This is a genomic window from Sinomonas soli (assembly GCF_054782415.1).
Map to the genome: position 1 here is coordinate 1 of NZ_BAAGSN010000011.1, position 25,988 is coordinate 25,988.

Annotated in this window: 25 protein-coding genes; 20 read left to right on the forward strand and 5 right to left on the reverse strand. The window is 72.7% G+C overall.

Going from position 1 to position 25,988, the window contains the following annotated elements; all coding sequences use genetic code 11:
* Positions 1 to 55: 55 nt before the first annotated feature.
* From ACYVKZ_RS09810 to nusB, 7 genes are all read left to right on the forward strand, one after another.
* Positions 56 to 946 (forward strand): shikimate dehydrogenase, encoded by an 891-nt coding sequence (locus tag ACYVKZ_RS09810; RefSeq protein WP_460991997.1) that lies wholly within the window; start codon positions 56 to 58, stop codon positions 944 to 946.
* Positions 947 to 972: 26 nt separating this feature from the next.
* Positions 973 to 2,172 carry a chorismate synthase gene (aroC, locus tag ACYVKZ_RS09815; protein ID WP_460991998.1) on the forward strand — a complete coding sequence of 400 codons (1,200 nt, stop codon included), beginning with the start codon at positions 973 to 975 and terminating at the stop codon, positions 2,170 to 2,172.
* Positions 2,169 to 2,732 carry a shikimate kinase gene (locus ACYVKZ_RS09820; protein WP_460991999.1) on the forward strand — a complete coding sequence of 188 codons (564 nt, stop codon included), beginning with the start codon at positions 2,169 to 2,171 and terminating at the stop codon, positions 2,730 to 2,732. The genes aroC and ACYVKZ_RS09820 overlap by 4 nt, the downstream gene beginning before the upstream one ends.
* The gene (gene aroB / locus ACYVKZ_RS09825; protein WP_460992000.1) at positions 2,729 to 3,832 is read left to right on the forward strand and encodes a 3-dehydroquinate synthase; all 1,104 of its coding nucleotides are present in this window, start codon (positions 2,729 to 2,731) and stop codon (positions 3,830 to 3,832) included. Before ACYVKZ_RS09820 ends, aroB begins: the two co-directional genes overlap by 4 nt.
* Positions 3,829 to 4,338 (forward strand): tetratricopeptide repeat protein, encoded by a 510-nt coding sequence (locus ACYVKZ_RS09830; protein ID WP_460992002.1) that lies wholly within the window; start codon positions 3,829 to 3,831, stop codon positions 4,336 to 4,338. Before aroB ends, ACYVKZ_RS09830 begins: the two co-directional genes overlap by 4 nt.
* 70 nt (positions 4,339 to 4,408) lie before the next feature.
* The gene (gene efp / locus ACYVKZ_RS09835) at positions 4,409 to 4,972 is read left to right on the forward strand and encodes an elongation factor P (RefSeq protein WP_460992003.1); all 564 of its coding nucleotides are present in this window, start codon (positions 4,409 to 4,411) and stop codon (positions 4,970 to 4,972) included.
* A complete protein-coding gene (nusB, locus tag ACYVKZ_RS09840; RefSeq protein ID WP_460992004.1) occupies positions 4,972 to 5,382 on the forward strand; it encodes a transcription antitermination factor NusB in 411 nt (136 codons plus the stop codon). Before efp ends, nusB begins: the two co-directional genes overlap by 1 nt.
* Before the next feature lie 55 nt (positions 5,383 to 5,437).
* Here nusB and ACYVKZ_RS09845 read toward each other — a convergent pair whose 3' ends face one another.
* Positions 5,438 to 6,742: a PrsW family intramembrane metalloprotease gene (locus ACYVKZ_RS09845; protein ID WP_460992006.1), complete on the reverse strand. Its 1,305-nt coding sequence runs from the start codon at positions 6,740 to 6,742 to the stop codon at positions 5,438 to 5,440.
* 191 nt (positions 6,743 to 6,933) lie between these two features.
* Between ACYVKZ_RS09845 and pyrR the strand changes: the two genes are divergently transcribed.
* The 13 genes from pyrR (at position 6,934) to ACYVKZ_RS09910 (ending at position 21,921) form a co-directional block, all read left to right on the forward strand.
* A complete protein-coding gene (gene pyrR, locus ACYVKZ_RS09850; protein ID WP_460992007.1) occupies positions 6,934 to 7,509 on the forward strand; it encodes a bifunctional pyr operon transcriptional regulator/uracil phosphoribosyltransferase PyrR in 576 nt (191 codons plus the stop codon).
* Positions 7,506 to 8,513, forward strand: coding sequence for an aspartate carbamoyltransferase catalytic subunit (locus ACYVKZ_RS09855; RefSeq protein ID WP_460992009.1), 1,008 nt, complete (start codon positions 7,506 to 7,508; stop codon positions 8,511 to 8,513). Before pyrR ends, ACYVKZ_RS09855 begins: the two co-directional genes overlap by 4 nt.
* Positions 8,510 to 9,847, forward strand: a complete 1,338-nt coding sequence (locus ACYVKZ_RS09860; RefSeq protein ID WP_460992010.1) for a dihydroorotase — start codon at positions 8,510 to 8,512, stop codon at positions 9,845 to 9,847. Before ACYVKZ_RS09855 ends, ACYVKZ_RS09860 begins: the two co-directional genes overlap by 4 nt.
* Positions 9,847 to 10,374, forward strand: coding sequence for a PH-like domain-containing protein (locus ACYVKZ_RS09865; protein WP_460992012.1), 528 nt, complete (start codon positions 9,847 to 9,849; stop codon positions 10,372 to 10,374). The genes ACYVKZ_RS09860 and ACYVKZ_RS09865 overlap by 1 nt, the downstream gene beginning before the upstream one ends.
* A 92-nt stretch (positions 10,375 to 10,466) precedes the next feature.
* The gene (gene carA / locus ACYVKZ_RS09870) at positions 10,467 to 11,624 is read left to right on the forward strand and encodes a glutamine-hydrolyzing carbamoyl-phosphate synthase small subunit (protein ID WP_460992446.1); all 1,158 of its coding nucleotides are present in this window, start codon (positions 10,467 to 10,469) and stop codon (positions 11,622 to 11,624) included.
* Positions 11,624 to 14,944: a carbamoyl-phosphate synthase large subunit gene (gene carB / locus ACYVKZ_RS09875; protein WP_460992014.1), complete on the forward strand. Its 3,321-nt coding sequence runs from the start codon at positions 11,624 to 11,626 to the stop codon at positions 14,942 to 14,944. Before carA ends, carB begins: the two co-directional genes overlap by 1 nt.
* Positions 14,937 to 15,806, forward strand: a complete 870-nt coding sequence (pyrF, locus tag ACYVKZ_RS09880) for an orotidine-5'-phosphate decarboxylase (RefSeq protein WP_460992015.1) — start codon at positions 14,937 to 14,939, stop codon at positions 15,804 to 15,806. Before carB ends, pyrF begins: the two co-directional genes overlap by 8 nt.
* Before the next feature lie 86 nt (positions 15,807 to 15,892).
* Entirely contained in the window at positions 15,893 to 16,207 is a 315-nt protein-coding gene (gene mihF / locus ACYVKZ_RS09885) for an integration host factor, actinobacterial type (RefSeq protein ID WP_307008615.1), read from the forward strand.
* Between the two features lie 40 nt (positions 16,208 to 16,247).
* The gene (gene gmk / locus ACYVKZ_RS09890; protein ID WP_460992017.1) at positions 16,248 to 16,865 is read left to right on the forward strand and encodes a guanylate kinase; all 618 of its coding nucleotides are present in this window, start codon (positions 16,248 to 16,250) and stop codon (positions 16,863 to 16,865) included.
* A 41-nt stretch (positions 16,866 to 16,906) separates the two neighbouring features.
* The gene (gene rpoZ, locus ACYVKZ_RS09895) at positions 16,907 to 17,191 is read left to right on the forward strand and encodes a DNA-directed RNA polymerase subunit omega (protein WP_307008611.1); all 285 of its coding nucleotides are present in this window, start codon (positions 16,907 to 16,909) and stop codon (positions 17,189 to 17,191) included.
* A gap of 28 nt (positions 17,192 to 17,219) precedes the next feature.
* Entirely contained in the window at positions 17,220 to 18,506 is a 1,287-nt protein-coding gene (locus ACYVKZ_RS09900; protein ID WP_460992019.1) for a bifunctional phosphopantothenoylcysteine decarboxylase/phosphopantothenate synthase, read from the forward strand.
* Between the two features lie 27 nt (positions 18,507 to 18,533).
* Positions 18,534 to 19,751 (forward strand): methionine adenosyltransferase, encoded by a 1,218-nt coding sequence (metK, locus tag ACYVKZ_RS09905; RefSeq protein ID WP_460992020.1) that lies wholly within the window; start codon positions 18,534 to 18,536, stop codon positions 19,749 to 19,751.
* Positions 19,752 to 19,770: 19 nt separating this feature from the next.
* Positions 19,771 to 21,921, forward strand: a complete 2,151-nt coding sequence (locus tag ACYVKZ_RS09910; protein WP_460992022.1) for a primosomal protein N' family DNA-binding protein — start codon at positions 19,771 to 19,773, stop codon at positions 21,919 to 21,921.
* A 42-nt stretch (positions 21,922 to 21,963) separates the two neighbouring features.
* Here the strand turns inward: ACYVKZ_RS09910 and ACYVKZ_RS09915 are convergent, their stop codons facing one another.
* Genes ACYVKZ_RS09915 through ACYVKZ_RS09930 form a run of 4 tightly spaced genes read right to left on the reverse strand, consistent with a single transcriptional unit; the run spans position 21,964 to position 25,877 of the window.
* Positions 21,964 to 23,055 (reverse strand): glycosyltransferase family 4 protein, encoded by a 1,092-nt coding sequence (locus tag ACYVKZ_RS09915; protein WP_460992024.1) that lies wholly within the window; start codon positions 23,053 to 23,055, stop codon positions 21,964 to 21,966.
* Positions 23,052 to 23,984: an alpha/beta fold hydrolase gene (locus ACYVKZ_RS09920; RefSeq protein WP_460992025.1), complete on the reverse strand. Its 933-nt coding sequence runs from the start codon at positions 23,982 to 23,984 to the stop codon at positions 23,052 to 23,054. The genes ACYVKZ_RS09915 and ACYVKZ_RS09920 overlap by 4 nt, the downstream gene beginning before the upstream one ends.
* 7 nt (positions 23,985 to 23,991) lie before the next feature.
* A complete protein-coding gene (locus ACYVKZ_RS09925) occupies positions 23,992 to 24,837 on the reverse strand; it encodes an aldo/keto reductase (RefSeq protein WP_460992027.1) in 846 nt (281 codons plus the stop codon).
* Positions 24,838 to 24,890: 53 nt separating this feature from the next.
* Entirely contained in the window at positions 24,891 to 25,877 is a 987-nt protein-coding gene (locus ACYVKZ_RS09930; RefSeq protein WP_460992029.1) for a sugar-binding transcriptional regulator, read from the reverse strand.
* Between the last annotated feature and the right edge of the window lie 111 nt (positions 25,878 to 25,988).

Consider the following 25,988-nt stretch of genomic DNA (forward strand, 5'->3'; position numbering starts at 1 on the left):
AGCACCAGGGCTACGTGGCCCAGTACGAGCAGTGGTGCACCGCCAACCCGGGCAAGTGCCAGTGACCGCAGGGCCGGAGACAGCGGCCCGCGCCGCCGTCCTCGGCCACCCTATCGGCCACTCGAGGTCGCCGGCGCTCCACCGCGCGGCCTACCGCGCCCTGGGCATCGACATGGAGTACGGCTCCTTCGACCTCACCGAGGAGCAGCTCCCGGCCTTCGCGGCGCGCGTGCGCCGCGAACCGGGCTGGCGCGGCCTGTCGGTCACGATGCCGCTCAAGGCCGCCTTCGTGCCGCTCGTGGACCGGGTCGAGGGGCTCGCCGCCGAGCTCGGCGTGCTCAACACGGTGGTCGTCGAGGCCTCGGCCGCGGGCACGGTCCTCGTGGGCCACAACACGGACGTCCTCGGCATCACCGAGTCCTTCCGACACGCCGGCATGGAGGCCGTGCACCGTCCCGTGGTCGTCGGCGCCGGCAACACGGCACTGGCCTCCGTCGCCGCCGTCGCCCGGCTCGGCGCCCGCCGCGTCGAGTTCCTCGTGCGCGACGCCTCCCGCTCCGGCGAGGCCGCCGCGCTGGCCACGAGGCTCGGCCTCCAAGTGGCCGTCTCGCCGCTCGACGGGGGAGCCGCGCGCCTCGCTGCGGCAGACGCCGTCGTCAGCACCCTGCCGCCGCGCGCCGCGGACGGGCTCGCGGCAGAGCTGGCCACCATCCCCGCGGACGACGGCGGCGAGCACGTGCTGCTCGACGTCGCCTACGATCCGTGGCCCAGCAGGCTGGCCGCGGCGTGGGAGGGGCGCGGAGGGCGCGTCCTGCACGGACTCGAGATGCTCGTCTACCAGGCGGTCGAGCAGATCGTGCTGTTCACGGGCCGCCAGGACGCCCGGTCGCGGGCCGTCATAGATGTGATGTGCGCCTCAGTGGGCGTACCCCAGCGCACGGCATAGCGCCGCCGCGTGGCAGGATTGATGTCATGTTGCGTTGGTTGACGGCCGGTGAGTCTCATGGCCCGGCACTCGTAGGCATCCTCGAGGGACTCCCGGCCGGCGTCGCCCTCACGAGCGAGGACATCCGCCGGGCCCTCGCGCGCCGCCGCCTGGGCTACGGCCGCGGCGCGCGCATGAAGTTCGAGGCCGACGAGGTCACCATCCTCGGCGGGGTGCGGCACGGCAGGACCCAGGGCGGCCCCGTGGCGATCCAGGTCGGCAACACGGAATGGCCCAAGTGGGAGCAGATCATGGCCTCCGACCCGGTCGACCCCGCGGAGCTCGAGGGCCAGGCACGCAACGCCCCGCTGACCCGGCCGCGCCCGGGCCACGCAGACTTCACCGGCATGCAGAAGTACGGCTTCGACGAGGCCCGCCCGGTCCTGGAGAGGGCCTCGGCCCGCGAGACGGCGGCGCGCGTAGCCCTGGGCACCGCCGCGGCGGCGTTCCTCGCCGAGCTCGGGATCGACCTCGTGAGCCACACAACGCAGATCGCCGGGGTCGCCGTCCCCGAGGACGCCCCGCTCCCGCAGCCCGCCGACGTCGGCGCGCTCGACGCCGACCCGCTGCGCTGCTTCCACGCGGAGACCTCCGAGGCCATGGTCGCCGAGGTGGACGCCGCCCACAAGGAGGGCGAGACCCTCGGCGGCGTCGTCGAGGTCCTCGCGTACGGCCTTCCCCCGGGCCTCGGCAGCTACGTCCACTGGGACCGCCGGCTCGACGCGCGCCTCGCCGGTGCGCTCATGGGCATCCAGGCAATCAAGGGCGTGGAGGTCGGCGACGGATTCCGCACAGCTGGCCGGCGCGGCTCCGCGGCGCACGACGAGATCGTGCGCGAGCCGAACGGGAAGATCGTCCGGTCCACCAACCGTGCCGGTGGCATCGAGGGCGGGATGAGCATCGGCGACGTCCTGCGCGTGCGCGCCGCGATGAAGCCCATCGCCACCGTCCCGCGCGCCCTCCGTACCGTCGACGTGGCCACGGGCGAGGCCGCCAAGGCCCACCACCAGCGCTCGGACGTCTGCGCGGTCCCCGCCGCGGGCGTCGTCGCCGAGGCCATGGTCGCGCTCGTGCTCGCGCAGGCCGTCCTCGAGAAGTTCGGCGGCGACTCCGTCGCGGAGACGCGCCGCAACCTCGAGTCGTTCCTCGCCTCGATTCCGGCAGCGCTCGACTCGGTGGCGGGATGACCGCGGCCGGCGGCCGGCCGGACCGCCCCATCGTGCTGTTCGGCCCGATGGCCTCGGGCAAGAGTTCGGTGGGAGCGGCCCTTGCCGAGCTGCTCGGCGCGCGCTTCCTCGACACGGACGCCCTCGTCGTGGCACAGCACGGACCCATCCCGGAGATCTTCGCCGCGCACGGCGAGGAGGCCTTCCGGCAGGCGGAGGCGGACGTCATCGCGCAGGTCCTCGCGCAGCGGCATCCCGAGGGCCTCGTGCTGGCCCTCGGGGGAGGGTCGGTGCTGCGGGCCGAAACCCGGGCACTGCTCGCCGACGTGCACCGCGTGTACCTGCGGGCCTCCTGGGACGACGTCGCCCCGCGGCTGGTGGGCAGCGCGGACCGGCCGCTCCTGCACGGCGACGCCGAGAACAGCTGGAAGGCGCTCATGGACCGCCGACGTCCCGTCTTCGAGGACCTTGCGACGCTGAGCGTGGACACAGGCCAGAACACTGCGGCCGAGGTTGCCGCCCTGATTGCAGGCACGATCGCGGCCGGGAGCCGCCGCGCCACCGAGGGAGTCATCGCATGAGCAGCGACGCTGCGGTCATCAAGGTCACGGGCAGCACGCCCGCCGAGAACTACGACGTGGTCGTCGGGCACGGCCTGCTCGACCGGCTCGCCCCGGCCCTCGGCGAGCGCGTCCGCCGCGTGCTCGTGATCCACCCGCGGGCCCTGCGGGCCACGGGCGACGCCGTCCGCGCGTCGCTCGAGGCCGACGGGTTCACCGCCCTCACGGCCGAGATCCCCGACGCCGAGGAGGGGAAGCACATCCAGGTTGCCGCGTTCTGCTGGCAGGTCCTGGGGCAGAACGACTTCACCCGCTCGGACGCGATCGTCTCGGTGGGCGGGGGAGCGGTGACCGACGTGGCCGGCTTCGTCGCGGCGACCTGGCTGCGCGGCGTCCGCGTGGTGCACCTGCCCACGAGCCTGCTCGCGATGGTCGACGCCGCCGTGGGCGGCAAGACGGGGATCAACACCGCGGAGGGAAAGAACCTCGTCGGCGTCTTCCACCCGCCGGCGGCCGTGCTGGCAGACCTCGACGCCCTCGCGACGCTGCCCCGCAACGAACTGCTCACGGGCATGGCGGAGGCGGTCAAGTGCGGGTTCATCGCGGACCCCACGATCCTGGACCTGATCGAGAGGGACCCCGAGGCGGTCGCCGATCCCGCCTCGGACGTGGTGCGCGAGCTGATCGAGCGCTCCATCGCGGTCAAGGCCAAGGTCGTCTCGGCGGACTTCAAGGAGGCCGGCCTGCGCGAGGTGCTCAACTACGGCCACACCCTGGGCCACGCGATCGAGCTCGCCGAGCGCTACGCATGGCGGCACGGCGCCGCGGTGAGCGTGGGCATGATGTTCGCCGCCGAGCTGGCCCGCAGCGTGGGCCGGCTCGACGACGCGACCGCCGACCGCCACCGGAGCATCCTGACCTCCCTCGGGCTCCCGACCACGTACCGTGGGGACCGCTGGCAGGCGCTCCTGGACGGCATGCGGCGGGACAAGAAGGCCCGCGGCGACCTCCTGCGGTTCGTCGTGCTGGACGACGTCGCCAAGCCCGGGATCCTCGAGGTCCCCGACGCGTCGCTGCTGTTCGCCGCCTACCAGGAGATCGCGCAGGGAGCCGCAGAATGATCAGCGACCGCCGCGAGTGGCCGGACGCGGGCTTCCCGGGCGTTGCGGTCAACCCGGAGACCTTGGACACAGAGGTCGTCGACGAGGAACGCTGCACCGGGGCCCTGGCGGCCAGCACGGATCCCCGCGACCACGCGCTCGTCGAGCTCGCCCGGGGGCGCGTGAGCGCGGCGGCGGAGATCCTCGTGGAGGCCCGCTACGCCGATCCCGAGTCCTTCCGGCTCAAGGTGCTCGAACTCGACGTGCTGCGGGCCGGCAACCGCAACGACCGCGCCGTGGAGCGCGCCCAGCAGCTCCTGGCCGAGTCGAAGGGCACCCCCAACGAGGCGATGGTCCTGCAGTACCTGGGCAAGATCCAGTTCTCCCGCGGGAACTACGCCGCGGCGGAGAAGGCCTTCTCCCAGGCGCTCGACCTCAGGGTCGCCGCGTCGGCCGATGCGAGCCTCATCTACTCCTCGACGGTGGCCCTCGGCCGGGCCCGCGAGCTGCGCAGCCGCGAGCAGTGACGGCCGGGCGGCGCGCTCTGGTTAGAATGGTCTGCGGATTTGACGAGACGAACGCAACGAGAGGCGCCACGTGGCAACCACCAACGACATCAAGAACGGCACCGTGCTGAACCTGGACGGCCAGCTGTGGAACGTCATCGAGTTCCAGCACGTGAAGCCGGGCAAGGGCGGTGCGTTCGTGCGTACCAAGCTGCGCAACGTGCTCTCCGGCAAGGTCGTCGACAGGACCTTCAACGCCGGCACCAAGATCGACACCGCCACGGTGGACCGCCGTGACTTCCAGTACCTGTACAAGGACGGCGCCGACTTCGTCTTCATGGACACCGACACCTACGACCAGATCACGGTCGTGGGCGAGACGGTCGGCAACGCCGCGAACTTCATGCTCGAGAACCAGACGGTGCTCATCGCGCTGCACGAGGGCAACCCGCTCTACGTCGAGCTCCCGCCGAGCGTGACCCTCGAGATCACCTACACCGAGCCGGGCCTCCAGGGCGACCGCTCCTCCGCAGGCACCAAGCCCGCCACGGTGGAGACCGGCTACGAGATCCAGGTGCCGCTGTTCCTCGAGACCGGGACCAAGGTCAAGGTCGACACCCGCGACGGCGGCTACCTGGGACGTGTCAACGACTAGTGAGCGCCCGTGGAAAGGCCCGTGCGCGGGCCCTCGACATCCTCTTCGAGGCGGAGCAGCGCGGCGTCCCGGCTTCGGTGGCCATCCAGGGCCGCCGGGACCGCACCGAGCAGGTGATCAACCCCTACACCGTCGAGATCGTCGACGGCGTGACGGCCCGGCAGTCCCAGATCGATGAGATCCTGCGGACCTACGCGCAGGGCTGGACGCTCGAGCGCATGCCCGCGGTCGACCGCGTCATCCTCCGCATCGGCCTGTGGGAGCTGCTCTTCAACGACGACGTCCCCGACGCCGTCGCCGTGAGCGAGGCCGTGGCCCTGGCCCGCACCATGTCCACCGACGAGTCCCCGAGCTTCGTCAACGGACTCCTCGGCCGGCTCCAGGAGCTCAAGCCGACCCTGCTCGCCTGAGGCACCTCAGCGAGGCGGCCGTCCCCGGTCCACAGCCGCGGGCGGCCGTTCCCGTTTAAAGCTGCGGGTGGCCGCCCGACACTCCGAGGAGCGCGTCGCGTTCGCGTCCGATCCGGTCCAGGAGCTCCTGCTGGGACGCGGCGTAGCCGCGCACGTCCCGTCCGCTGAGCGCGCGCTGGCGCGCCGCCGCGAGGTCCGTCGCAGTGCGGATGAACGCCCGCAGCGCGGGACCCCGCCCCAGCCCCGTGGCCCACTTCAGGCCCGCGCTGCGGCCCCGCGGGGTCGCGAGCATCTCGACTTCGAGGGGCGAGAACCAGCCGGCCTGGGCGTACTCGAGCAGGCGTTCATGCGTGAGCCGCGCCTCGGCGCGCCGCAGGAAGTACACCCCCACCGTCGCGGCGCCGAACAGCGGGATCTGGACCAGGACGTACAGGAGGAAGAAGTCTTCCCCGCCGCTGTTCCAGATGTTGTGCAGGAGCATCGCCGGCGCGAGGCCCACGAGGAACGCTCCGACCACGAGCCCCGGGCTCCAGCGCCGGGCCGCGAGCCCCATGACCAGGCCGAGCGTTCCGGTGAACATGGCGTGGGCGAACGGGGACAGGACCCCGCGCATCGTGAAGATGACGGCCAGCGACGCGGCGGATCCGGAGGTCTCGCTGAAGAGCCGGCCGAAGTAGAGGATGTTCTCGGTGAACGCGAACCCAGCGGCGATCGTCATGCCGTAGACGATCCCGTCCACCGGCCCGTCAACGTACTTCCGGGCCGCGAGCATGAGGATGAGCAGCCCCAGCCCCTTGGCGCTCTCCTCCACCATCGGCGCCTCGACCGTGGCCAGGAAGCGCATGGTCTGGGCGGCGCCGGAACGTGGGCCGAACGCGTCGAGGAACACGGGCTGGACCAGCGTGGTCGCCGCGACCGCCATCACGGCGCCCCAGACCAGGGCCAGGACGATCAGGCGCCTCGGCTCCGGCTCCCACCGGTCCACGGCGAACACCGCCAGCAGCACGATGGCCAAGGGGAACAGCGAGAGCAGGAAGCCCACCAGCAGCCCGGAGCTCCCGGTGGCGCGCAGCAGGAAGGGCACCACCACGGCCAGCGCCGCAAGCAGCGCCGCGCCCCCGCCGACGAGCACCGCGAGCGCCCCGCCGCCCAGACGCAGCCCGCGCGCAGGCGGCACCGCAAGGGGCGGCCATGCCCCGCCCACCGCGCCCGCCGCGCCCGTCGGCCCGGACGCCCGGACCGCCTCCGGGGCGGGCGCCGGGGGACTCGCGGCAGGCTCAGCCGCCTGCCAGGGGCGGGGCGGCGGGACGTAGCTTCCGGGCTCGGGCTGCTGCCATCGCGGCGGCTCGTTGCTCGTCATGGCCCAAGGCTAGCGCCGCGCCGCGGCCTCCCGCCCGGCGGCGCGGGAGCTCGCGTGACGGCGGGCACACCGGCCGCCGGCAGCGGCGGGGCCTGTGATAACTTGGATCGACAGTTTTCCTCATTTAATTCCGTCCTGTGAGGCGGGGAAAGGGGTCTGCTGTGGCACCTGCCTCTGCAGAAGAGCGCAGCGTGAGTGCCGGACGGGTTGTCCTCTCAGGGGGCGACATCGACCGGGCACTGACGCGCATTGCGCACGAAATCCTCGAAGCCAACCGCGGCCCCGCGGGGCTGGTCCTCCTCGGCATCCCGCGCCGGGGCTACCCGCTCGCGGTCCGGCTCGCGGCGAAGCTCGCCGCCGCCGATCCCGGTGTGGACCCGGCCGCCGTCGTCGGCCAGCTCGACATCACGATGTTCCGCGACGACCTCTCGCGCCAGCCCACCCGTCCGCCGGCCCGCACGATCCTCCCGGCCGGAGGCATCGACGACAAGGTCGTCGTGCTCGTCGACGACGTGCTGTTCTCGGGCCGGACGATCCGCGCCGCCCTCGATGCCCTCGTGGACCTCGGCAGGCCCCGCTCCGTGCGCCTGGCGGTCCTCGTCGACCGCGGCCACCGCGAACTGCCGATCCGCGCCGACCACGTCGGCAAGAACCTGCCGACGTCCCGCGCGGAGAAGGTCCGCGTGCGCCTCGCAGAGGTCGATGCCGGGTCCGGCTTCCCCGAGGACCTCGTGGCGATCGAGGGCCCCGAGGAGGCGGCCCGGTGAAGCACCTGCTCTCGACGAAGGACCTCTCCGCCGAGGACGCGATCCGCATCCTCGACACCGCCGAGGAGATGAGCGCGGTCAACTCGCGCGAGGTCAAGAAGCTGCCCGCCCTGCGCGGACGCACCGTGGTGAACCTGTTCTTCGAGGACTCCACCCGCACGCGCATCTCGTTCGAGGCGGCCGCCAAGCGGCTCTCCGCGGACGTGATCAACTTCGCGGCGAAGGGCTCGTCCGTCTCGAAGGGCGAGTCCCTCAAGGACACGGCCCAGACTCTCGAGGCCATCGGTGCCGACGCCGTCGTCCTCCGCCACTCGGCCTCCGGCGCGGCCCACCGGCTCGCGGTGACCGACTGGATCAGCGCCGCCGTGGTCAACGCGGGGGACGGGACCCACGAGCACCCGACCCAGGCGCTGCTCGATGCGTTCACGCTGAGGCGGCACCTCTCGCGCCTCGCCGGCACCTCCTCCGCGGGGGCCGACCTCGCCGGCGCGCGCGTCCTCATCGTCGGCGACATCCTCCACTCGCGCGTCGCCCGCTCGGACGTGTGGCTGCTGGCCACCCTCGGGGCGCACGTGACCCTCGTCGCACCGCCGACGCTCCTGCCGATCGGCGTCGACGGCTGGCCGTGCGAGGTCACGTACGACCTCGACGAGGCCATCGCCTCGCGCCCGGACGCCATCATGATGCTGCGCGTCCAGGCCGAGCGCATGAACGCCTCCTACTTCCCCTCCACGGGCGAGTACTCCCGCCGCTGGGGCCTCGGCGACGAGCGTTTTGCCCGCCTGTCCGAGCTGGGGCTGAAGGACACCGTCATCCTGCACCCCGGACCGATGGTGCGCGGGCTCGAGATCTCCTCGGCCGCCGCGGACTCGGAACGGTCCCAGGTCCTCAAGCAGGTCGCCAACGGGGTCTCCGTGCGCATGGCCGTGCTCTACCTGCTGATGTCCGGCGGATCCGCGGAGTACCCCGTGGCCGCCCCCGAGCTGAAGGAGACAGCCTCATGACGACTTCGCCGCGCTACCTCGTCCGGGGGGCCGCACTGTACGGCGAGACCCCGGCGGACCTCCTCGTCGCCGACGGCGTGATCGCCGCCGTGGGCTCCGGCCTCGAGGCCACCGGCGCCACCGTGGTCGACGCCGACGGCCTGGTCGCGCTGCCCGGGCTCGTGGACGTCCACACCCACCTGCGGGAGCCGGGCCGCGAGGATGCGGAGACGGTCGAGACGGGCTCGAAGGCGGCGGCCCTCGGCGGCTACACCGCCGTGCACGCGATGGCCAACTCCAATCCCGTCGCCGACACCGCCGGGGTCGTCGAGCAGGTCGCCCACCTCGGACGCCGCGCCGGCTGGGCGGACGTGCGGCCCGTCGGGGCCGTGACCGTGGGCCTGAAGGGGGAGCGGCTTGCCGAGCTCGGCGCGATGGCCGAGTCCGCCGCGGCCGTGCGGATGTTCTCCGACGACGGCATGTGCGTCCACGACCCGGTCCTCATGCGCCGGGCCCTCGAGTACGTCAAGGCCTTCGACGGCGTCGTCGCCCAGCACGCCCAGGAGCCGCGGCTGACAGCCGGCGCCCAGATGAACGAGGGCGCCGTGTCCTCGGTCCTCGGCCTCCCGGGCTGGCCGGCCGTCGCCGAGGAGAGCATCATTGCCCGCGACGTCCTGCTCGCCCAGCACGTGGGATCGCGCCTGCACGTCTGCCACGTCTCCACTGCGGGGTCGGTGGACATCATCCGCTGGGCCAAGGCCCGCGGCATCGACGTGACCGCCGAGGTCACCCCGCACCACCTGATGCTCACCGACGAGCTCGTGCGCACCTACGACCCGGTCTACAAGGTCAACCCGCCGCTGCGGACGCACGACGACGTCGAGGCGCTGCGCGCGGCCCTCGCCGACGGCACCATCGACGTCGTCGGGACCGACCACGCCCCGCACCCGAGCGAGCACAAGGAATGCGAGTGGGTGCAGGCGGCGATGGGCATGACAGGGCTCGAGACGGCACTCTCGGTCGTCCAGCTCGCGATGGTCGAGACCGGCCTCATGGGCTGGCGCGACGTGGCCCGCTCGATGTCGGAGGCACCGGCGAGGATCGGCCGGGACAGCGACCACGGTCGCCCCCTCGCCGAGGGCGAACCGGCCCACCTGGTGCTCGTGGACCCGGCCGCCCGCTGGACCGTCGACCCCGCGGCCCAGGCGACGAAGGGCCGCAACTCGCCCTTCGCCGGCCGAGAACTGCCGGGCCGGGTCGTCGCGACCTTCTACGCCGGCCACCCGACGGTGCTCGACGGCGCGCTCACCACCCCGCACCCGGCCTTCGCCGGCGCCCACCCGGGGGAGCGCTGATGGACCGCCTCGGACCGGGCCTGGCGATGCTCGCCCTCGCTGTGGTCCTCGCCGCGCTCATGTGGGTCGGGTGGCGGGGCCGGCTCAGACGGCAGTCGGGCATCGCGGCGCCCCGCGCGGTCCCAGAGGACGCCGGCGCCGAGCGCCTCCGGTGCAGCGGCCAGTACGTCGCCACGACGACGGCGGGCGACTGGCTCGACCGGGTGGCGGCCCACGGCCTCGGCGTGCGCACCGGGGCGGACGCGGTGGTCCTGGACGACGGCCTGGTCTTCGACCGAGCAGGATCCAGCGACTTCTTCATCCCGCGCGAGGACCTGCAGGAGGTGGGCCTCGCCTCCGGCATGGCCGGGAAGTTCGTCGAGAAGGACGGCCTCGTCGTCGTCGGCTGGCTCCTCGGGGGGACCGCCGTCGAGACGGGGTTCCGTCCCCGCTACGCCGAAGAGAAGAACGCCCTCGTGGCAGCAATCGAGAATGTGATGGGTTCCGCGGCCGGAAGCGCCGCGGGTCAGGGAAAGAGTGAGCAGTGACTGAGAACGCCACCAGCGGGCCAGAAGCAGGGACAGCGGCAGCCGCAGGCGCCCCGGCGCAGGGCACCAGGACGCGGCAGCCCGCCGTCCTCGTGCTCGAGGACGGCACGATGTTCCGCGGCCACAGCTACGGGACCGTGGGCACGACCCTCGGGGAGGCCGTCTTCGCGACGGGCATGACGGGATACCAGGAGACGATCACCGATCCCTCCTACGCCCGGCAGATCGTCGTCCAGACCGCACCCCACATCGGCAACACCGGAGTGAACAGCGAGGACGCCGAGTCCCGCCGCATCTGGGTGGCCGGCTACGTGGTCCGCGACCCCGCGCGCCGCCCCTCGAACTGGCGCAGCGAGCGCAGCCTGGACGAGGAGCTCGAGGCCCAGGGGATCGTGGGCATCCAGGGAGTCGACACCCGCGCGATCACCCGCCACCTGCGCGAGCACAAGACCATGCGCGCCGCGATCTTCTCAGGCGACGCCGCGCGCCGCCCCGAGCAGGAGCTCCTCGAGGCCGTGCGCGCGAGCGCACCCATGGAGGGCGCCCGCCTGGCCGAGGAGGTCAGCGTCGACGCCGCGTACACGGTCGAGCCGTCCGCGCACGGCTGGGAGGGCGAGCCCCGCTTCACGATCGCGGCGATCGACCTCGGCATCAAGGCCATGACGCCGCACCGCTTCGCCGAGCGCGGGGTCCGGGTGCACGTGCTGCCCGCCACCGCGACCATCGAGGACGTGCGGGCGGTCGACCCCGACGGCTTCTTCATGTCCAATGGCCCCGGCGACCCCGCCACCGCGGACGCCCAGGTGCGCCTGCTGCGCTCGGTCCTCGACGAGAAGCTGCCCTACTTCGGCATCTGCTTCGGCAACCAGATCCTCGGCCGGGCCCTCGGCTTCGGGACCTACAAGCTGCGCTACGGCCACCGCGGCATCAACCAGCCGGTCATCGACCGCCGCACGGGCAAGGTGGAGATCACGAGCCAGAACCACGGCTTCGCCGTGGACGCCCCGCTCGAGGGCGCCACCACCGCGCCGGAGGAACGCTACGGCCGCGTCGAGGTCTCCCACCTCAGCCTCAACGACCAGGTCGTCGAGGGCCTCGCCTGCCTCGACATCCCGGCGTTCTCCGTCCAGTACCACCCCGAGGCCGCGGCCGGCCCGCACGACGCCGCGTACCTGTTCGACCGCTTCATCGCGCTGATGGAGTCGTCGTCCGCGAGCACCAAGACCCCCGAGACCGAGGAAGCGAAGTAATGCCCAAGCGCACAGACCTGAAGAGCGTCCTGGTCATCGGCTCCGGGCCGATCGTCATCGGCCAGGCGGCAGAGTTCGACTACTCCGGCACGCAGGCCATCCGGGTGCTCAAGGAGGAGGGCCTGCGGGTCATCCTCGTCAACTCGAACCCGGCCACGATCATGACCGACCCGGAGCTCGCCGACGCGACCTACGTCGAGCCGATCACCCCGGACGTCGTCGAGAAGATCATCGCCAAGGAGCGCCCGGACGCGGTCCTTCCGACCCTGGGCGGACAGACCGCGCTCAACACCGCGATCGCGCTGGACAAGAACGGCGTCCTCGAGAAGTACGGCGTCGAGCTCATCGGCGCGAACATCGCCGCGATCGAGCTCGGCGAGGACCGCGAGAAGTTCAAGGGCGTGGTCGAGCGCTGCGGCGCGGAGAGCGCCCGCAGCCACATCGTCCACACCATGGACGAGGCGCTCACGGCGGTCGAGGACCTCGGCTATCCCGTCGTGGTCCGCCCCTCCTTCACGATGGGCGGCCTCGGCTCCGGGATGGCCTACAACGCGGAGGACCTGCACCGTATCGCCGGCGCGGGCCTGCAGTACAGCCCGACCACCGAGGTGCTCCTGGAGGAGAGCATCCTCGGCTGGAAGGAGTACGAGCTCGAGATGATGCGCGACAAGAACGACAACGTCGTCGTCGTGTGCTCGATCGAGAACTTCGATCCGGTCGGCGTCCACACCGGGGACTCGATCACCGTCGCCCCGGCGCTGACGCTCACGGACCGCGAGTACCAGAAGCTGCGGGACGTCGCGATCGCCGTCATCCGCGAGGTCGGCGTGGACACGGGCGGCTGCAACATCCAGTTCGCCGTCGATCCCGCCACCGGACGCGTCGTCGTGATCGAGATGAACCCGCGCGTCTCGCGCTCCTCGGCGCTGGCCTCCAAGGCCACCGGATTCGCGATCGCGAAGATCGCCACGAAGCTCTCGCTCGGGTACACGCTCGACGAGATCCCGAACGACATCACGCAGAAGACCCCGGCGAGCTTCGAGCCGACGCTCGACTATGTGGTCGTGAAGGTTCCCCGCTTCGCGTTCGAGAAGTTCCCCGCTGCGGACCCCACCCTCACGACCACGATGAAGAGCGTGGGCGAGGCGATGGCCCTCGGCCGCAACTTCACCGAGGCCCTGCAGAAGGCGCTCCGCTCGCTCGAGCAGAAGGGCGCCCAGCTCGACTTCTCCCCGGTCCCGGAGTACGAGGTCGCCGACCTCGTCGAGCAGGCCAAGCGGCCCACGACCCAGCGCCTGGCCCAGGTCCAGCGTGCCCTCCTCGGCGGCGCGAGCGTCGAGGAGCTGTTCGAGGCGACGAAGATCGACCCCTGGTTCCTCGACCAGCTCACCCTCCTGAACGAGGTCGCCGCCGAGATCAAGGCCGCACCCGCCCTCACCGAGGACGTGCTCCGCCTGGCCAAGCGCCACGGCTTCTCGGACGAGCAGATCGGCGCCCTGACCCACTCGTCGGAGGCCGTGGTCCGCGGCGTCCGGCAGGCGCTCGGCGTCCGCCCGGTCTACAAGACCGTGGACACGTGCGCGGCCGAGTTCGCCGCCTACACGCCGTACCACTACTCGTCCTACGACGAGGAGGACGAGGTCGAGCTCCACAAGAAGCCCTCGGTGGTCATCCTCGGTTCGGGCCCCAACCGCATCGGCCAGGGCATCGAATTCGACTACTCGTGCGTGCACGCCACGATGGCGCTGCGCAAGGCCGGCTACGAGACGGTCATGGTCAACTGCAACCCGGAGACCGTCTCCACCGACTACGACATCTCCACGCGCCTGTACTTCGAGCCGCTCACGCTCGAGGACGTGCTCGAGGTCATCGCGGCGGAGGAGCGCACGGGCGGCGTCATCGGCGTGTTCGTCCAGCTCGGGGGCCAGACCCCCCTGAAGCTGGCCCAGCAGCTCGCCGACGCGGGGGTGCCGATCCTGGGCACCTCGCCCGAGGCGATCGACCTCGCCGAGCACCGCGGCGCGTTCGCGAAGGTGCTCGACGACGCCGGGCTCGTCGCGCCCAAGAACGGCACCGCCGTCTCCTTCGAGGAGGCCCGGCGGATCGCCAGCGAGATCGGCTACCCCGTCCTCGTGCGGCCCTCGTACGTCCTCGGCGGCCGCGGCATGGAGATCGTCTACGACGAGCCGAACCTGCGTCGGTACATCGACAACGCGACCGAGATCACCCCGGACCACCCGGTCCTGATCGACCGCTTCCTCGAGGACGCGATCGAGATCGACGTCGACGCCCTCTACGACGGCACCGACCTGTACCTGGGCGGCATCATGGAGCACATCGAGGAGGCCGGCATCCACTCCGGCGACTCCGCGTGCGTGCTGCCCCCGGTCACCCTCGGCACCGACGTGGCCGAGCGCGTCCGGGCCGCCACCGAGGCGATCGCGGCGGGCGTGGGCGTCCGCGGGCTGATCAACATCCAGTTCGCCCTCGCCGCGGACGTGCTCTACGTGCTCGAGGCCAACCCCCGCGCCTCCCGCACCGTGCCGTTCGTCTCGAAGGCCACCGGGGTCCAGCTCGCCAAAGCCGCAGCCCTCATCGGCACGGGCGTGACGATCAAACAGCTGCGCAGCGCCTACCGCATGCTGCCCGAGACCGGCGACGGCGCGGTGCTGCCCGACAGCGCACCGGTGGCCGTGAAGGAGGCCGTGCTCCCGTTCAGCCGCTTCCGCACGCCGGCGGGCACCGTGGTGGACAGCCTGCTCGGGCCGGAGATGCGTTCGACCGGCGAGGTCATGGGCATCGACAAGCACTTCGACACGGCCTTCGCCAAGAGCCAGGCGGCGGCGAACAGCTCGCTGCCGACCTCGGGCCGGGTCTTCGTCTCGGTGGCCAACCGGGACAAGCGCTCGATCATCATGGCGGTGAAGAAGCTCTCCGACCTCGGCTTCGAGATCCTCTCCACCGGCGGCACCGCCGCCGTGCTCAACCGCAACGGCATCACCGCCACCGTGGTCCGCAAGGTCAGCGACGGCGGCGAGGGCACGATCGTGGACCTGATCAACGAGGGCAAGGTCGACATGGTCTTCAACACGCCCTCGGGCGGCGCCGCGCGCGGCGACGGCTACGAGATCCGTGCCGCGGCCACCTCGGTCGGCAAGCCCTGCATCACGACGGTGGCGGAGTTCAACTTCGCCGTCCTCGCGATCGAGGCCATGCGCAGCTTCGAGTGGGACGTCACGAGCCTGCAGGAGCACGCCGCCTCGGTCCGCGGCGGCTCGGCCGCCCCGGCCGAGGAGGCCGTGGAGCCGGCCCGTGCCTGAGCCCACGGGCCGCCCGGCGGGCCGCGCGCCCTTCGGGGAGCGGCTCGCTGCGGCCATGGCCGCCAGGGGGCCGCTGTGCGTCGGCGTCGACCCCCACCCGTCGCTGCTGGCGGCGTGGGGGCTGACGGACGACGCCGAGGGCCTCCGCCGCTTCTCGGCCGCGGTCCTCGAGGGGGTCGTCGACGTCGCCGCGGCGCTCAAGCCGCAGGTGGCGCTCTACGAGCGCCACGGCTCGGCCGGCATCGCCGCGCTCGAGGAGCTCCTCGCGGCCTCGGCGGACGCCGGACTGCTCACGATCGCCGACGCCAAGCGCGGCGACATCGGGTCCACCATGGCGGCGTACGCCCAGGCATGGCTGGGGGAGGGGTCCCCGCTCGCGGCGGACGCCGTCACCCTCAGCCCGTACCTCGGGTTCGAGTCGCTGCGGCCCGCCCTCGAGACCGCGGCGGAGACCGGCCGCGGCGTGTTCGTGCTCGCGCTGACCTCCAACCCCGAGGGCGCCTCGGTCCAGCACGTGGGCGGGGACTCCTCGGTGGCCCGGCGCGTCGTGGACGCCGCGGCCGCCGAGAACGGGCGGTACGCGGGCGCCCAGCGCGGCCACGGCTCGGTGGGCCTCGTCGTCGGGGCCACAGTCGGGGACGCGATCGGCCGCCTCGGCCTCGACCTCGCCGCGATGGGCGGCCCGATCCTCGCCCCGGGCCTCGGCGCCCAGGGGGCCACCCCCGCGGTCCTGAGGGAGACGTTCGGTCCGGCCTACCCCCGGGTTCTGGGGACGTCCAGCAGGGACATCCTCGCCGGCGGCCCCGAGCCGCGCGGCGTGCGGGCGCGCGCCGAGCGGACCCTCGAGGGCTTGCGGGCCTGACTCCCGCCGTCTACTTTCTAGGGGAGTCCGCGCGCCGCTGTGGCCGCGGGCTCCCGAGCGATCCGGGCGAGCACGGAGGCGGCGCAGTGGCCTTGGAACCCCTGACACCCGAGGAGAGGCGCGCGGCACTCGGGAAGGCCGTCGAGGCGCGCGGGATCCGCTCACGGGCCAAGGCCGCACTCCACTCGGGGGAGCTGACCGTCGAGGAGTTGCTCGCCCGGGCAGACCACGACGAGGCGCTGGCACGGCTGAAGGTCACCGAGATGCTCGAATGCCTGCGCGGCATCGGACCCGTGCGTGCCCAGGCGATCCTCGCCACACTCGGCATCGCACCGAGCCGCCGCCTCAGGGGCCTCGGCGTCCACCAGCGGCGCGCGCTGGTAGATTTTCTGGCAGGCTGAAGCATGCCCGGGGCGTCCCGGGCTCTGACGAAGGGACAGCGTGGAGCACGCACAGGACCAGACGGCCGCATCCGAGGCCGGGCATGGCGGGCTGACCGTCCTCGCAGGGCCCACCGCCGTGGGCAAGGGCACGGTCTCGACCTACATCCGGGACACCTACCCGGAGGTGTGGCTCTCCGTCTCTGCCACGACCCGGGCCCCGCGCGAGGGCGAGGTCGACGGCGTCCACTACTACTTCGTGGGCCCCACCGAGTTCGAGCGGCTCGTCGCCGAGGACGCATTCCTCGAGTGGGCCGTGGTCCACGGGCAGAACCGCTACGGGACACTGCGCCGCACGGTCGAGGAGGCGATCGCGGCCGGCAAGCACGTCCTCCTCGAGATCGACCTCCAGGGCGCCCGGCAGGTCAAGGCCGCGATGCCGGACGCGCAGTTCGTGTTCCTGGCCCCTCCGAGCTGGGACGAAATGGTGCGCCGCCTGCGCGGCCGGGGCACCGAAACCGCCGAGGAACAGCAGCGCCGCCTCGAAACGGCTAAAATAGAGCTCGCTGCCGAGCCCGAGTTCGACGTCACCGTCGTCAACGACGACGTGAAGCGCGCGGCAGATGAGCTTGTGTCACTCATGGGACTGACGCCGCACGCCCGGCCCGCGTCGCGCTAGCGCGCCGGCCATCCGCTACGAAAGAGCATTGGAGACCCACTGTGTCCTCGACCCCCGAAGGCATCATCAACCCGCCGATCGACGACCTCCTGACGAAGTCCGACTCGAAATACGGCCTCGTGATCTTCGGCGCGAAGCGTGCCCGGCAGATCAACGCCTACTACGCCCAGCTGCACGAGGGCCTCTTCGAGTACGTCGGCCCGCTCGTGGACACCCGGCTGAACGAGAAGCCGCTCTCCATCGCCCTGCGCGAGATCAACGACGGGCTGCTCGTCGCGACCCCCGCCGTCGAGGAAGAGCCTGCCGCCGAGTCCGAGGACCAGTAGCAGCAGGGACCAGGAGGAGGTCGGCCGCGTGCGCGTGGTCCTAGGCGTGGGCGGCGGCATCGCCGCCTACAAGGCGGCCCTGCTGCTGCGGCTGTTCACCGAGGCCGGGCACAGCGTCACCGCGGTGCCCACCGAGGCAGCGCTCAGCTTCGTCGGCAAGGCCACCTGGGAGGCCCTCTCGGGCAAGCCGGTGCGCACTGACGTCTTCGAGGCCGTCGAGACGGTCAACCACGTCCGGCTCGGCCACGAGGCCGAGCTCGTGGTCGTGGCGCCCGCCACCGCCGACCTGCTCGCGCGCGCCGCGGGCGGCCATGCCGACGACCTCCTGACGAACACCCTCCTCATGGCACACTGCCCGGTGCTGCTCGCGCCGGCCATGCACACCGAGATGTGGCGGCATCCCGCGACCCGGGCCAACGTGGCGCTTCTGCGGGAACGGGGGGTGCACGTCCTGGAGCCCGCCGTCGGGCGGCTCACCGGCGCCGACTCGGGCCCCGGCCGGCTCCCGGAGCCGGAGGAGATCTTCCGCGCTGCCCTCGCCCTCGTGGACGGGCCTTCCGCGCCCGACGCCGGCCCTCGCCCGGGCGCGCCCGGCACCGACCGCCCCGCCGGCCCCCTGGCCGGCCGGCGCGTCGTCGTCTCCGCGGGGGGCACCCGCGAACCCCTCGACCCCGTCCGCTTCCTCGGGAACCGGTCCTCGGGCAAGCAGGGCGCCGCCCTCGCCCGCTCGGCCCTCGCCGCGGGCGCCGACGTCACGCTCGTCGCAGCCCACATGGACGTCCCGCCCCCCGAGGGCGCGCGGGTCCTCAGCGTCGGCTCGGCCCTCGAGCTGCGAGAGGCCATGCTCGCCGAGGCCCCGGGCGCCGACGTGCTCATCATGGCCGCCGCGGTGGCCGACTTCCGGCCCTCCGAGCTGCAGGCCAGCAAGATCAAGAAGCGCGACGACGCCGCCGACCCCGTCATCACGCTCGTCCGTAACCCCGACGTCCTCGTGGAGCTCGTGCAGCGGCGCAACGACGCCGAGCCCGGCCAGCTGATCGTGGGCTTCGCCGCGGAGACCGGCGACGCCGCCTCGAGCGCCCTCGAGTACGGGATGGCCAAGCTCGCCCGCAAGGGCTGCGAACTGCTCGTGCTCAACGAGGTCGGCACCGACGCGGCGGGCTCGGAGCGCGTCTTCGGCCAGGACACCAACGCGGTCCTCATCCTCGCCCGCGACGGCGGCGCGCCCGAGCAGGCAGCGGGCAGCAAGGACGAGGTCGCGGCCGCCGTCGTGCGCCGGATCACGCGCGAGCTGGCGGCCCGCGCGCCCCAGTAGCGCGACGCAACCCAGTAGAGTGGACCAGTGACCCACGCTCCCGATCCCGGCACCACAGCCCTGCGCCTCTTCACGTCCGAATCCGTGACCGAGGGGCACCCCGACAAGATCTGCGACCAGATCAGCGACTCCATCCTCGACGCGCTCCTCGCGGCCGATCCGGAGTCGAAGGTCGCCGTCGAGACGATGGCCACCACCGGGCTGGTCCACGTCGCGGGCGAGGTCACCACCGACGCGTACGTCGAGATCCCGCAGATCGTGCGCAACACCATCCTCGGCATCGGCTACGACTCCTCGGCCAACGGCTTCGACGGGGCCCGCTGCGGGGTGTCGGTCTCGATCGGCCAGCAGTCCTCGGACATCTTCGACGGCGTGTTCAACTCGCTCGAGGCCCGCGAGGGCACCATGGAGGACGAGTACGACCTCCAGGGCGCCGGCGACCAGGGCATCATGTTCGGCTACGCCTCCGACGAGACGGCCACCTACATGCCCACCCCGATCTGGCTCGCCCACCGCCTCTCCGAGCGCCTCACGGAGGTCCGCAAGAGCGGCGAGCTCGCGTACCTGCGCCCCGACGGCAAGACGCAGGCGACCGTGGGGTACGACGGCGACCGGCCCGTGAGCGTCGAGACCATCGTCATCTCGAGCCAGCACGCCGAGGGCACCGACCTCGCCACCCTGCGCGCCGACCTCGCCGACCACGTCGTCAAGCCGGTGCTGGCCATGGCCGAGCTCGAGTCGGACCACGTGCGCAGCATCCTCAATCCTGCCGGGGCCTTCATCATCGGGGGCCCGGTCGGTGATGCCGGCCTGACCGGCCGCAAGATCATTGTGGACACCTACGGCGGGTTCGCCCGCCACGGCGGCGGCGCCTTCTCCGGCAAGGACCCGTCCAAGGTGGACCGCTCCGCCGCCTATGCGATGCGCTGGGTCGCGAAGAATGTCGTGGCCGCCGGCCTCGCACGGCGCGCCGAAATCCAGGTCGCCTACGCGATCGGCCAGGCGCGTCCCGTGGGGATCTACGTCGAGACCTTCGGTACCGAGAGCGTCGACCCTCTGCGCATCAGCGCCGCGGTGAGCGAGGTCTTCGACCTCCGGCCCCGGGCGATCATCGAGGCCCTGGACCTCAAGCGCCCGATCTACGCCAAGACGGCCGCGCACGGCCACTTCGGGCGCGAAGAGCCCGACTTCACCTGGGAGCGGCTCGACCGCGTCCAGGACCTGAAGGACTTCTTCGGGGCGTGAGCCGCGTCAGGCGCGGGCGATGAGCGCGAGCGAGCGGCCCACCGAGCCCGTCCAGCCGTCGCTGCTGACCGGCTTCCCGCTGCCCGAGCAGCCCCCGCCGGGGCCGCGGCCGGCGCCCGAGCGCCCCGTGGCGCGCGTGTGCGTCGAGTCCCCGCTGCCGCAGCTGGACCGCCTGTTCGACTACCTGGTCACCGAGGAGCTGGACACGGCGGCCGTCCCGGGCGTGCGTGTGAAGGTCCGCATCGCCGGCCGCGAGCACGTCGGGTTCCTGCTCGAGCGCCGGGACTCCTCCGACGCCGGCGTGCGGCTGGCACCCCTGGGCGCCGTGCTCTCGCCGCTGCCTGTCCTCGCTCCCGAGGTCGCCGAGCTGGCGGGTGCCGTCGCGGAGCGCTGGGCCGGTGCCCTGGGCGATGTCCTCCGCTTCGCCGTGCCGCCGCGGGCCGTGAAGGTCGAGGCCGAGTTCGCCGCCCGCGCTGGCGGGGGGCCCGGTCCCGCCCCTCGCCGAGTGGACGGGCCGGATACTGCGACGGGACCGGATCCGGCACATGGATTCGATCCCGCACCTGGATTCGATCCGGCACCGGGGTTCGATCCGGCACCGGGCGGCAGTGCCGGTGGCTGGGCCGAGCTCACCCCAGGCGGCGCGTTCCTCCGGCACCTTGCCGCGGGCGGGAGCCCGCGGGCCTCCCTGCAGACCGCCCACGGCTACGGCCCAGATGCGTGGCCCCACACGATCGCCGCGGCCGTGGCCGCCGCCCGCTCCTCGGGACGCGGGGCGCTCGTCGTGGTCCCTGACCGCCGGGACCTCGAGCGGGTGCAGGCGGCCCTCGAGGCCGCGGTCCCCGGCGAGCGGACGGTCCGCCTCTCCGCCGAGGACGGCCCGAGCGCACGCTCCCGGGCCTTCCTCGAACTCCTCACGGGCGGCGCCCGGATCGCGGTGGGCACCCGCGGCGCCGTGTTCGCGCCCGTGCAGGACCTCGGCCTCGTGGTCTGCTGGGACGACGGCGACGAGATGCACCTCGAGCCGCGGGCCCCCTACTTCCATGCCCGCGAGGTCCTGCTCCTGCGCGCCGAACAGGCGGGCTGCGCGGTGCTGCTCGCCGGCCATGCGGTCTCGGTGGAGGCCCAGCGTCTCGTCGAGTCGGGGTGGCTGCAGCGCATCGCTCCCGGCAGGGCGGCGCTGCGCGGCGCCACCCCCCGGATCACCAGCACGGCGGACAGCGTGGAATCCGCGCGCGACCCGCTCGCCCGCGTCGCGCGGCTGCCGCACGCGGCGTGGCACGCGGCCCGCGAGGCCCTGGCCGAGGGCCCGGTGCTCGTCCAGGTCGCCCGCGCGGGCTATGCCCCTTCGCTCGCCTGCGAGCGGTGCCGCGAGCCGGCGAGGTGCCGCCACTGTTGTGGGCCGCTCGCGGAGCAGCCCTCGGGCCGCGAGCGCCTCGTGGTCTGCCGATGGTGCGGGACTCCCAAGCTCGCCTTCGCCTGCCGCGTCTGCGGCTCCCACGCCCTGCGGCGCACCGCGATCGGGGCGCTCCGGACAGCGGAGGAGCTGGGGAGGGCCTTCCCCGGGGCAGTAGTCGTCACCTCGGCCGGCGACTCGGTCAAGTCTGAGGTCGCCGACTCGCCGGCCCTGGTCGTCGCCACGGTCGGGGCCGAGCCACTGGCCCCCGGGGGCTATGCGGCCGCACTGCTGCTCGACGGGGAGGCGCTCCTGCGCCGCGAGAGCCTGCGGGCGCCCGAGGAGGCCCTCCGACGGTGGCTCAATGCGGCCGCACTCGTCCGGCCCGCCTCGGCCGGCGGCCGGGTCGTCATCACCGCGGGGGAGAGCGAGGCGCTGGCGGCGCTCGTGCGCTGGGACCCCGCGGGCTTCGCCTCGCGGGAGCTCGCCCAACGCCGCGAGCTGGCACTGCCGCCCGCGGTGCGGACCGCCGCGGTCACCGGCGACATGGCCAACGTCGAGGCCTTCCTCGAGGTAGCACGCGGGGCCGTCTCGCAGCCGGGGGTGCGCGTCGTGGGGCCGGTGCCGGGAGACCCCGCGCAGGCCCTGGTCTTCTTCCCGATCGCCGCCGGACCGGCCGTGGCCCATGGCCTGCACGCGGCGCGGATCTCGCTCGCCGTGCGCCGCACCGCCGGCCCTGTGACCGTCAGGGTCGATGCCCCCGATCTGCTCTGAGCGGACCTGCTCTGAGCGGACCTCCTCCGGCCGGGCCTGCGCTCAGGGCGTTCCGCGGCGCCGCGCGTGGGCCTCGATGGCCTCCTGGGCGGCCGCGAGCAGCGCCTCGGCGGACGCGTCCCAGCTGAACGTCGCCGCCTGGGTGCGTGCGCCGGCGGAGGCTGCCTCCCAGGCGCCGGGGGCCTCGAGCGCGCGGACGGCGGCGGCGAACGCGGCGGGGGAGTCCGGGTCCACGTAGGACGCGCCCGCGCCCCCCACCTCGCGGAAGATCGGGATGTCGCTCGCGACCACGGGGGTCCCCAGGCTCATGGCCTCGACGAGGGGCAGCCCGTAGCCCTCGGACCGGGACAGGCTCACGAGCGCCGTCGTGCGCCGCAGGAGGGCCTCGTACTCCTCCTCGGACACCCCGCCATGGAAGACGACCCGGGCCCCGGCCGGCACCAGGGGCTCCAGCTCGGCGCGCCGGCCTGCGGAGATGCGGGAGAGGAGGTGCAGCTCGTAGTCCGGCAGGTGCTCCATGCCGGAGATGACCGTCTCGACGTTCTTGTACGGCATGAACGAGCCCATGTAGAGCAGGGTCCTCTCGGCTCCGGCCTCGGCCGGCCTCGGCTCGCGGCCGCCCTGCGGAGCGTTGCCGACGATCCGGACGGGCCGGCGCGTCAGGCGCTTCTCCGACATGAGCCACCGTGTCGTGTGGCTGACGGTGGCGACCACATCGGCCCGGTTGAGCAGGACCCGCTGGGGCCAGTACGCCCGGTGGTAGAGGCGCCACAGCAGGCGCACGGGCGCGGGGAGGAACCCCGGTGGCTCGGGGTGCTCGTAGTAGATGAGATCGTGCAGCGTCAGGATGAGCGGGTACCGCCGTCCCCACGAGCCCATCGTCTGCATGGGGCAGAACACGACGTCCGGCCGGAGCCGGTTGACTTGGCCGGCGATGAAGAGCTCGCGCGGAGACAGGGGGCTCGTGACCTTCACGTGGGGCACCGACGGCAGGAGTGCGAGCTGCCGGTCGTCGCTGATGAGCATCGCGACGTCGGCGCGGCGCGAGACCGCCTCGATCAGGCTCGCCCCGAACCGGCTGATGCCGTCGTGCTGGTCCGTGCGGGTGAAGCGGGCATCGATGAGGATCCTCATGCCGTCCTCTCGGAGATGAACTCGGCAATCGCCGCCGCGGCGGGACCGGGCGTCTCGTAGTGGATGAGGTGCCCCACGCCCGGCACCACGGTCAGACGCGAGTCGCCGAGCCGGGCGTGGAACCGCCGCACATCGGGCAGCGCCGCGATCTCGTCCCGCTCGCCCGCCACCAGCAGCACGGGAAGGTGCAGCTGGTCCGCGACTTCCGCGGCGTCGTGGGAGATCGACGCGCGGAACGACTCCAGCAGCGAGGACCGCGTGGCGAACTCGCTGAAGTGCTCGCGGTGCTGTGCGTGCACGAACGCCCGCAGGCCGCCGTCGCGCGTCTTGGCCATGGCCTCGCTCATGAGGCGCACGACGGCGCGGCTGCGCAGGAGTGCCGTGCCGGGACCGGCAGGCAGGGCGGCGCCGCCCCAGTAGTAGAGCTCAGCCAGCCGGCTGAGGACGGCCTGCGGTCCCTCGAGGGCGGGCGCCGAGATCGGGTTGACGAGGACGAGCCGCTCGAAGCGGCCCGGGTGCCTGGCCATGAAGTGCGCCGCGACGATCGAGCCGAAGGAGTGTCCGAGCAGCACGGTGTCCGGCCCGAGGGCGAGCCCGTCGGCGAGGAAGGCGAGCCAGCGGACGTAGCCGTCGATCGAGTGCTCGCCCGCCATGACGCCGGAGGCTCCGAAGCCGGGCAGGTCCGGCATGACGAACCGCACGTCCGGCAGGGCATCGACGATCCGCAGCAGCCCGTGGTGGGTGCCGCGGAAGCCGTGGACGGCCAGGACCGTCGGGGCGTCGGCGGCCGGCGGCGTGCCCGGCCGCCCCACCGGCTCGTACGTGAAGACGGCCGTGGGCGCGCCCGCGACGTCGACGGTGTCGAGCCGTTCGCGCGCGGCCAGCTGGTCGGACAGGAACGGCTCTGCGGCCAGGGTCATGGGGCTCATCTCCGTCTCAGTTGACGTCGTCCGGGTGGGATCCGCTGCGGAAGCCCCGGTCGAGGCCGCCGATCCGGGCCATCTCCTCGTCGGTGAGCGCGAAGCCGAACACGTCCGCGTTCTCACGGATCCGCTGCGGGCTGCTCGCCTTGGGAATGACGATGGTGCCCTCCTGCAGGTGCCAGCGGATCGTCGTCTGGGCCACGCTCACGCCGTGTGCCGCGGCGATCTCGCGCAGCACCGGGTCCTCGAGGATGCGCCCGCGTGCGAGCGGGGACCAGGCCTCGGTGGCGATGCCGAGCTCGCGGTGGAGCGCCCGCAGCTCGTGCTGCTGGAGCCACGGGTGCAGCTCGACTTGGTTCACGGCGGGGACCTCCCCGACGGCGTCGACCAGGCGGCGCAGGTGCGCCGGCTGGAAGTTGCTGACGCCGATGGCACGGACCCTCCCGTCCTCGCGCAGCCGGATGAGTGCCCGGTAGGTGTCCACGTACAGGTCCCTGCGCGGGCACGGCCAGTGGATGAGGCACAGGTCCACGACGTCGAGCCCGAGTTCGGCCTGGCTGCGGTCGAAGGCCCGCAGGGCGGCGTCGTACCCCTGGTCCGTGTTCCAGATCTTCGTGGTGACGAACAGCTCGCTGCGCTCGAGGCGCCCGGCTGGGGCGTCGGACATGGCCCGCCGGACGGCTCGGCCCACGCCGGCCTCGTTGCCGTACATCGCGGCAGTGTCGAGGCTCCGGTAGCCGGCCGCGAGGGCGTCGCCCGCCAGCCGCTCCGCATCCTCGGGGGGCACCTTGTACAGGCCGAACCCGAGCTGGGGGATGGCCACGCCGCGGGCAAGGGGGACCGTGGGGGACGCGATCATGGTCTCCACCCTACCGGCGCGTCCCGCCGGAGCGGCCGCGCCGGACAGCCGGACTAGGCATGCTCGGTCAGCAGGGCCCTGCCCGTCGCCTCGTCCACGATCAGGTCGGAGACGAGGCGCGCCTTGAGGGCGCCGCGCAGCGCCGCCGCCTTGGACGGGCCCGAGACGATGCACAGGCGGCGCGGGACCCTGCGCAGCGCCGCGAAGTCCGGGCCGGTGGCGCGGGCGTTGAGGCCGATCCCGTCCGAGGACCCGTCCTCCCGGAAGAAGACGGTGGCGACGTCCCCCACCACCCCCTGCGCGGCCAGGGACTCGAGGTCGTCGCGGTCGAGGTAGCCGCCGGAGTAGACGTGGCTTGGCACCTCGGCATCGACCGAGCCCACGCCGAAGACTGCAAGGGACATGCGCTCCTGCACCGCGAGGACGCGGCGCACGCTGCGCTCGCGCCACATCCACTCCTTGGTCTCGGGCCGGTCGAAGAACGCGGGGACCGGGAACTCCTCGACATCCGCGTCGAATGCCCTCCCGAAGCGCCGCATGATCTCGCTCGCGTAGCCCAGCCCCATCGTCTGGGTGTTGGCCGCGCCGTTGAGCTGGACCACGGTCGTGCCGTGGGTCGGCTTGCGGTTGAGGTAGCGGCTCATCACGCTGAGCGTCGAGCCCCATGCGATCCCGATGACCGTCCTCGAGGACACCAGGGGAGTCAGGGTGCGGGCGGCATACATGGCCACTCGGTCCAGGGTCTCCGCCTCGTTGAGGTTGTCGACCTGCGGAACCACATGCACCGAGGAGGGGGCCATGCCGAACTGGGCCGCCACGGCCGTCTCGAGCTCGACCGCTGAATCGATCGGGCTGTGGATCTGGATCTGGACGAGCCCCGACTCGCGGGCGAGGGTGAGCAGGCGCGACACGGTCGAGCGCGAGGTGCGCAGCTGGCGCGCGATGCCGTCCATGGTGAGGTCCTGCAGGTAGTAGAGGCGGGCCGCGAGCAGGGCGTCCTGGTGCCGGCGCGAAATGGTCCCGGGTGAGCTTCGTCTCACATCCGGGCGGTACGGATCGGTCTCGGAGGGTCCCACGGCGGTCCTTTCTGCACGTTTGTGCAGACGGCTTGAACTTCTTTTGCAGCCCTTCAAAGAATAGCGGGAGCGCCA

Bases quoted from the DNA above. Each gene is read 5' to 3' on its own strand.
- aroB (WP_460992000.1), top strand. From the start codon at position 2,729: ATGAGCAGCGACGCTGCGGTCATCAAGGTCACGGGCAGCACGCCCGCC.
- ACYVKZ_RS09830 (WP_460992002.1), top strand. From the start codon at position 3,829: ATGATCAGCGACCGCCGCGAGTGGCCGGACGCGGGCTTCCCGGGCGTT.
- ACYVKZ_RS09845 (WP_460992006.1), bottom strand. From the start codon at position 6,742: ATGACGAGCAACGAGCCGCCGCGATGGCAGCAGCCCGAGCCCGGAAGC.
- ACYVKZ_RS09865 (WP_460992012.1), top strand. From the start codon at position 9,847: ATGGACCGCCTCGGACCGGGCCTGGCGATGCTCGCCCTCGCTGTGGTC.
- ACYVKZ_RS09820 (WP_460991999.1), top strand. From the start codon at position 2,169: ATGACCGCGGCCGGCGGCCGGCCGGACCGCCCCATCGTGCTGTTCGGC.
- aroC (WP_460991998.1), top strand. From the start codon at position 973: ATGTTGCGTTGGTTGACGGCCGGTGAGTCTCATGGCCCGGCACTCGTA.
- ACYVKZ_RS09860 (WP_460992010.1), top strand. From the start codon at position 8,510: ATGACGACTTCGCCGCGCTACCTCGTCCGGGGGGCCGCACTGTACGGC.
- ACYVKZ_RS09910 (WP_460992022.1), top strand. From the start codon at position 19,771: ATGAGCGCGAGCGAGCGGCCCACCGAGCCCGTCCAGCCGTCGCTGCTG.
- carB (WP_460992014.1), top strand. From the start codon at position 11,624: ATGCCCAAGCGCACAGACCTGAAGAGCGTCCTGGTCATCGGCTCCGGG.
- ACYVKZ_RS09925 (WP_460992027.1), bottom strand. From the start codon at position 24,837: ATGATCGCGTCCCCCACGGTCCCCCTTGCCCGCGGCGTGGCCATCCCC.
- ACYVKZ_RS09915 (WP_460992024.1), bottom strand. From the start codon at position 23,055: ATGAGGATCCTCATCGATGCCCGCTTCACCCGCACGGACCAGCACGAC.
- ACYVKZ_RS09920 (WP_460992025.1), bottom strand. From the start codon at position 23,984: ATGAGCCCCATGACCCTGGCCGCAGAGCCGTTCCTGTCCGACCAGCTG.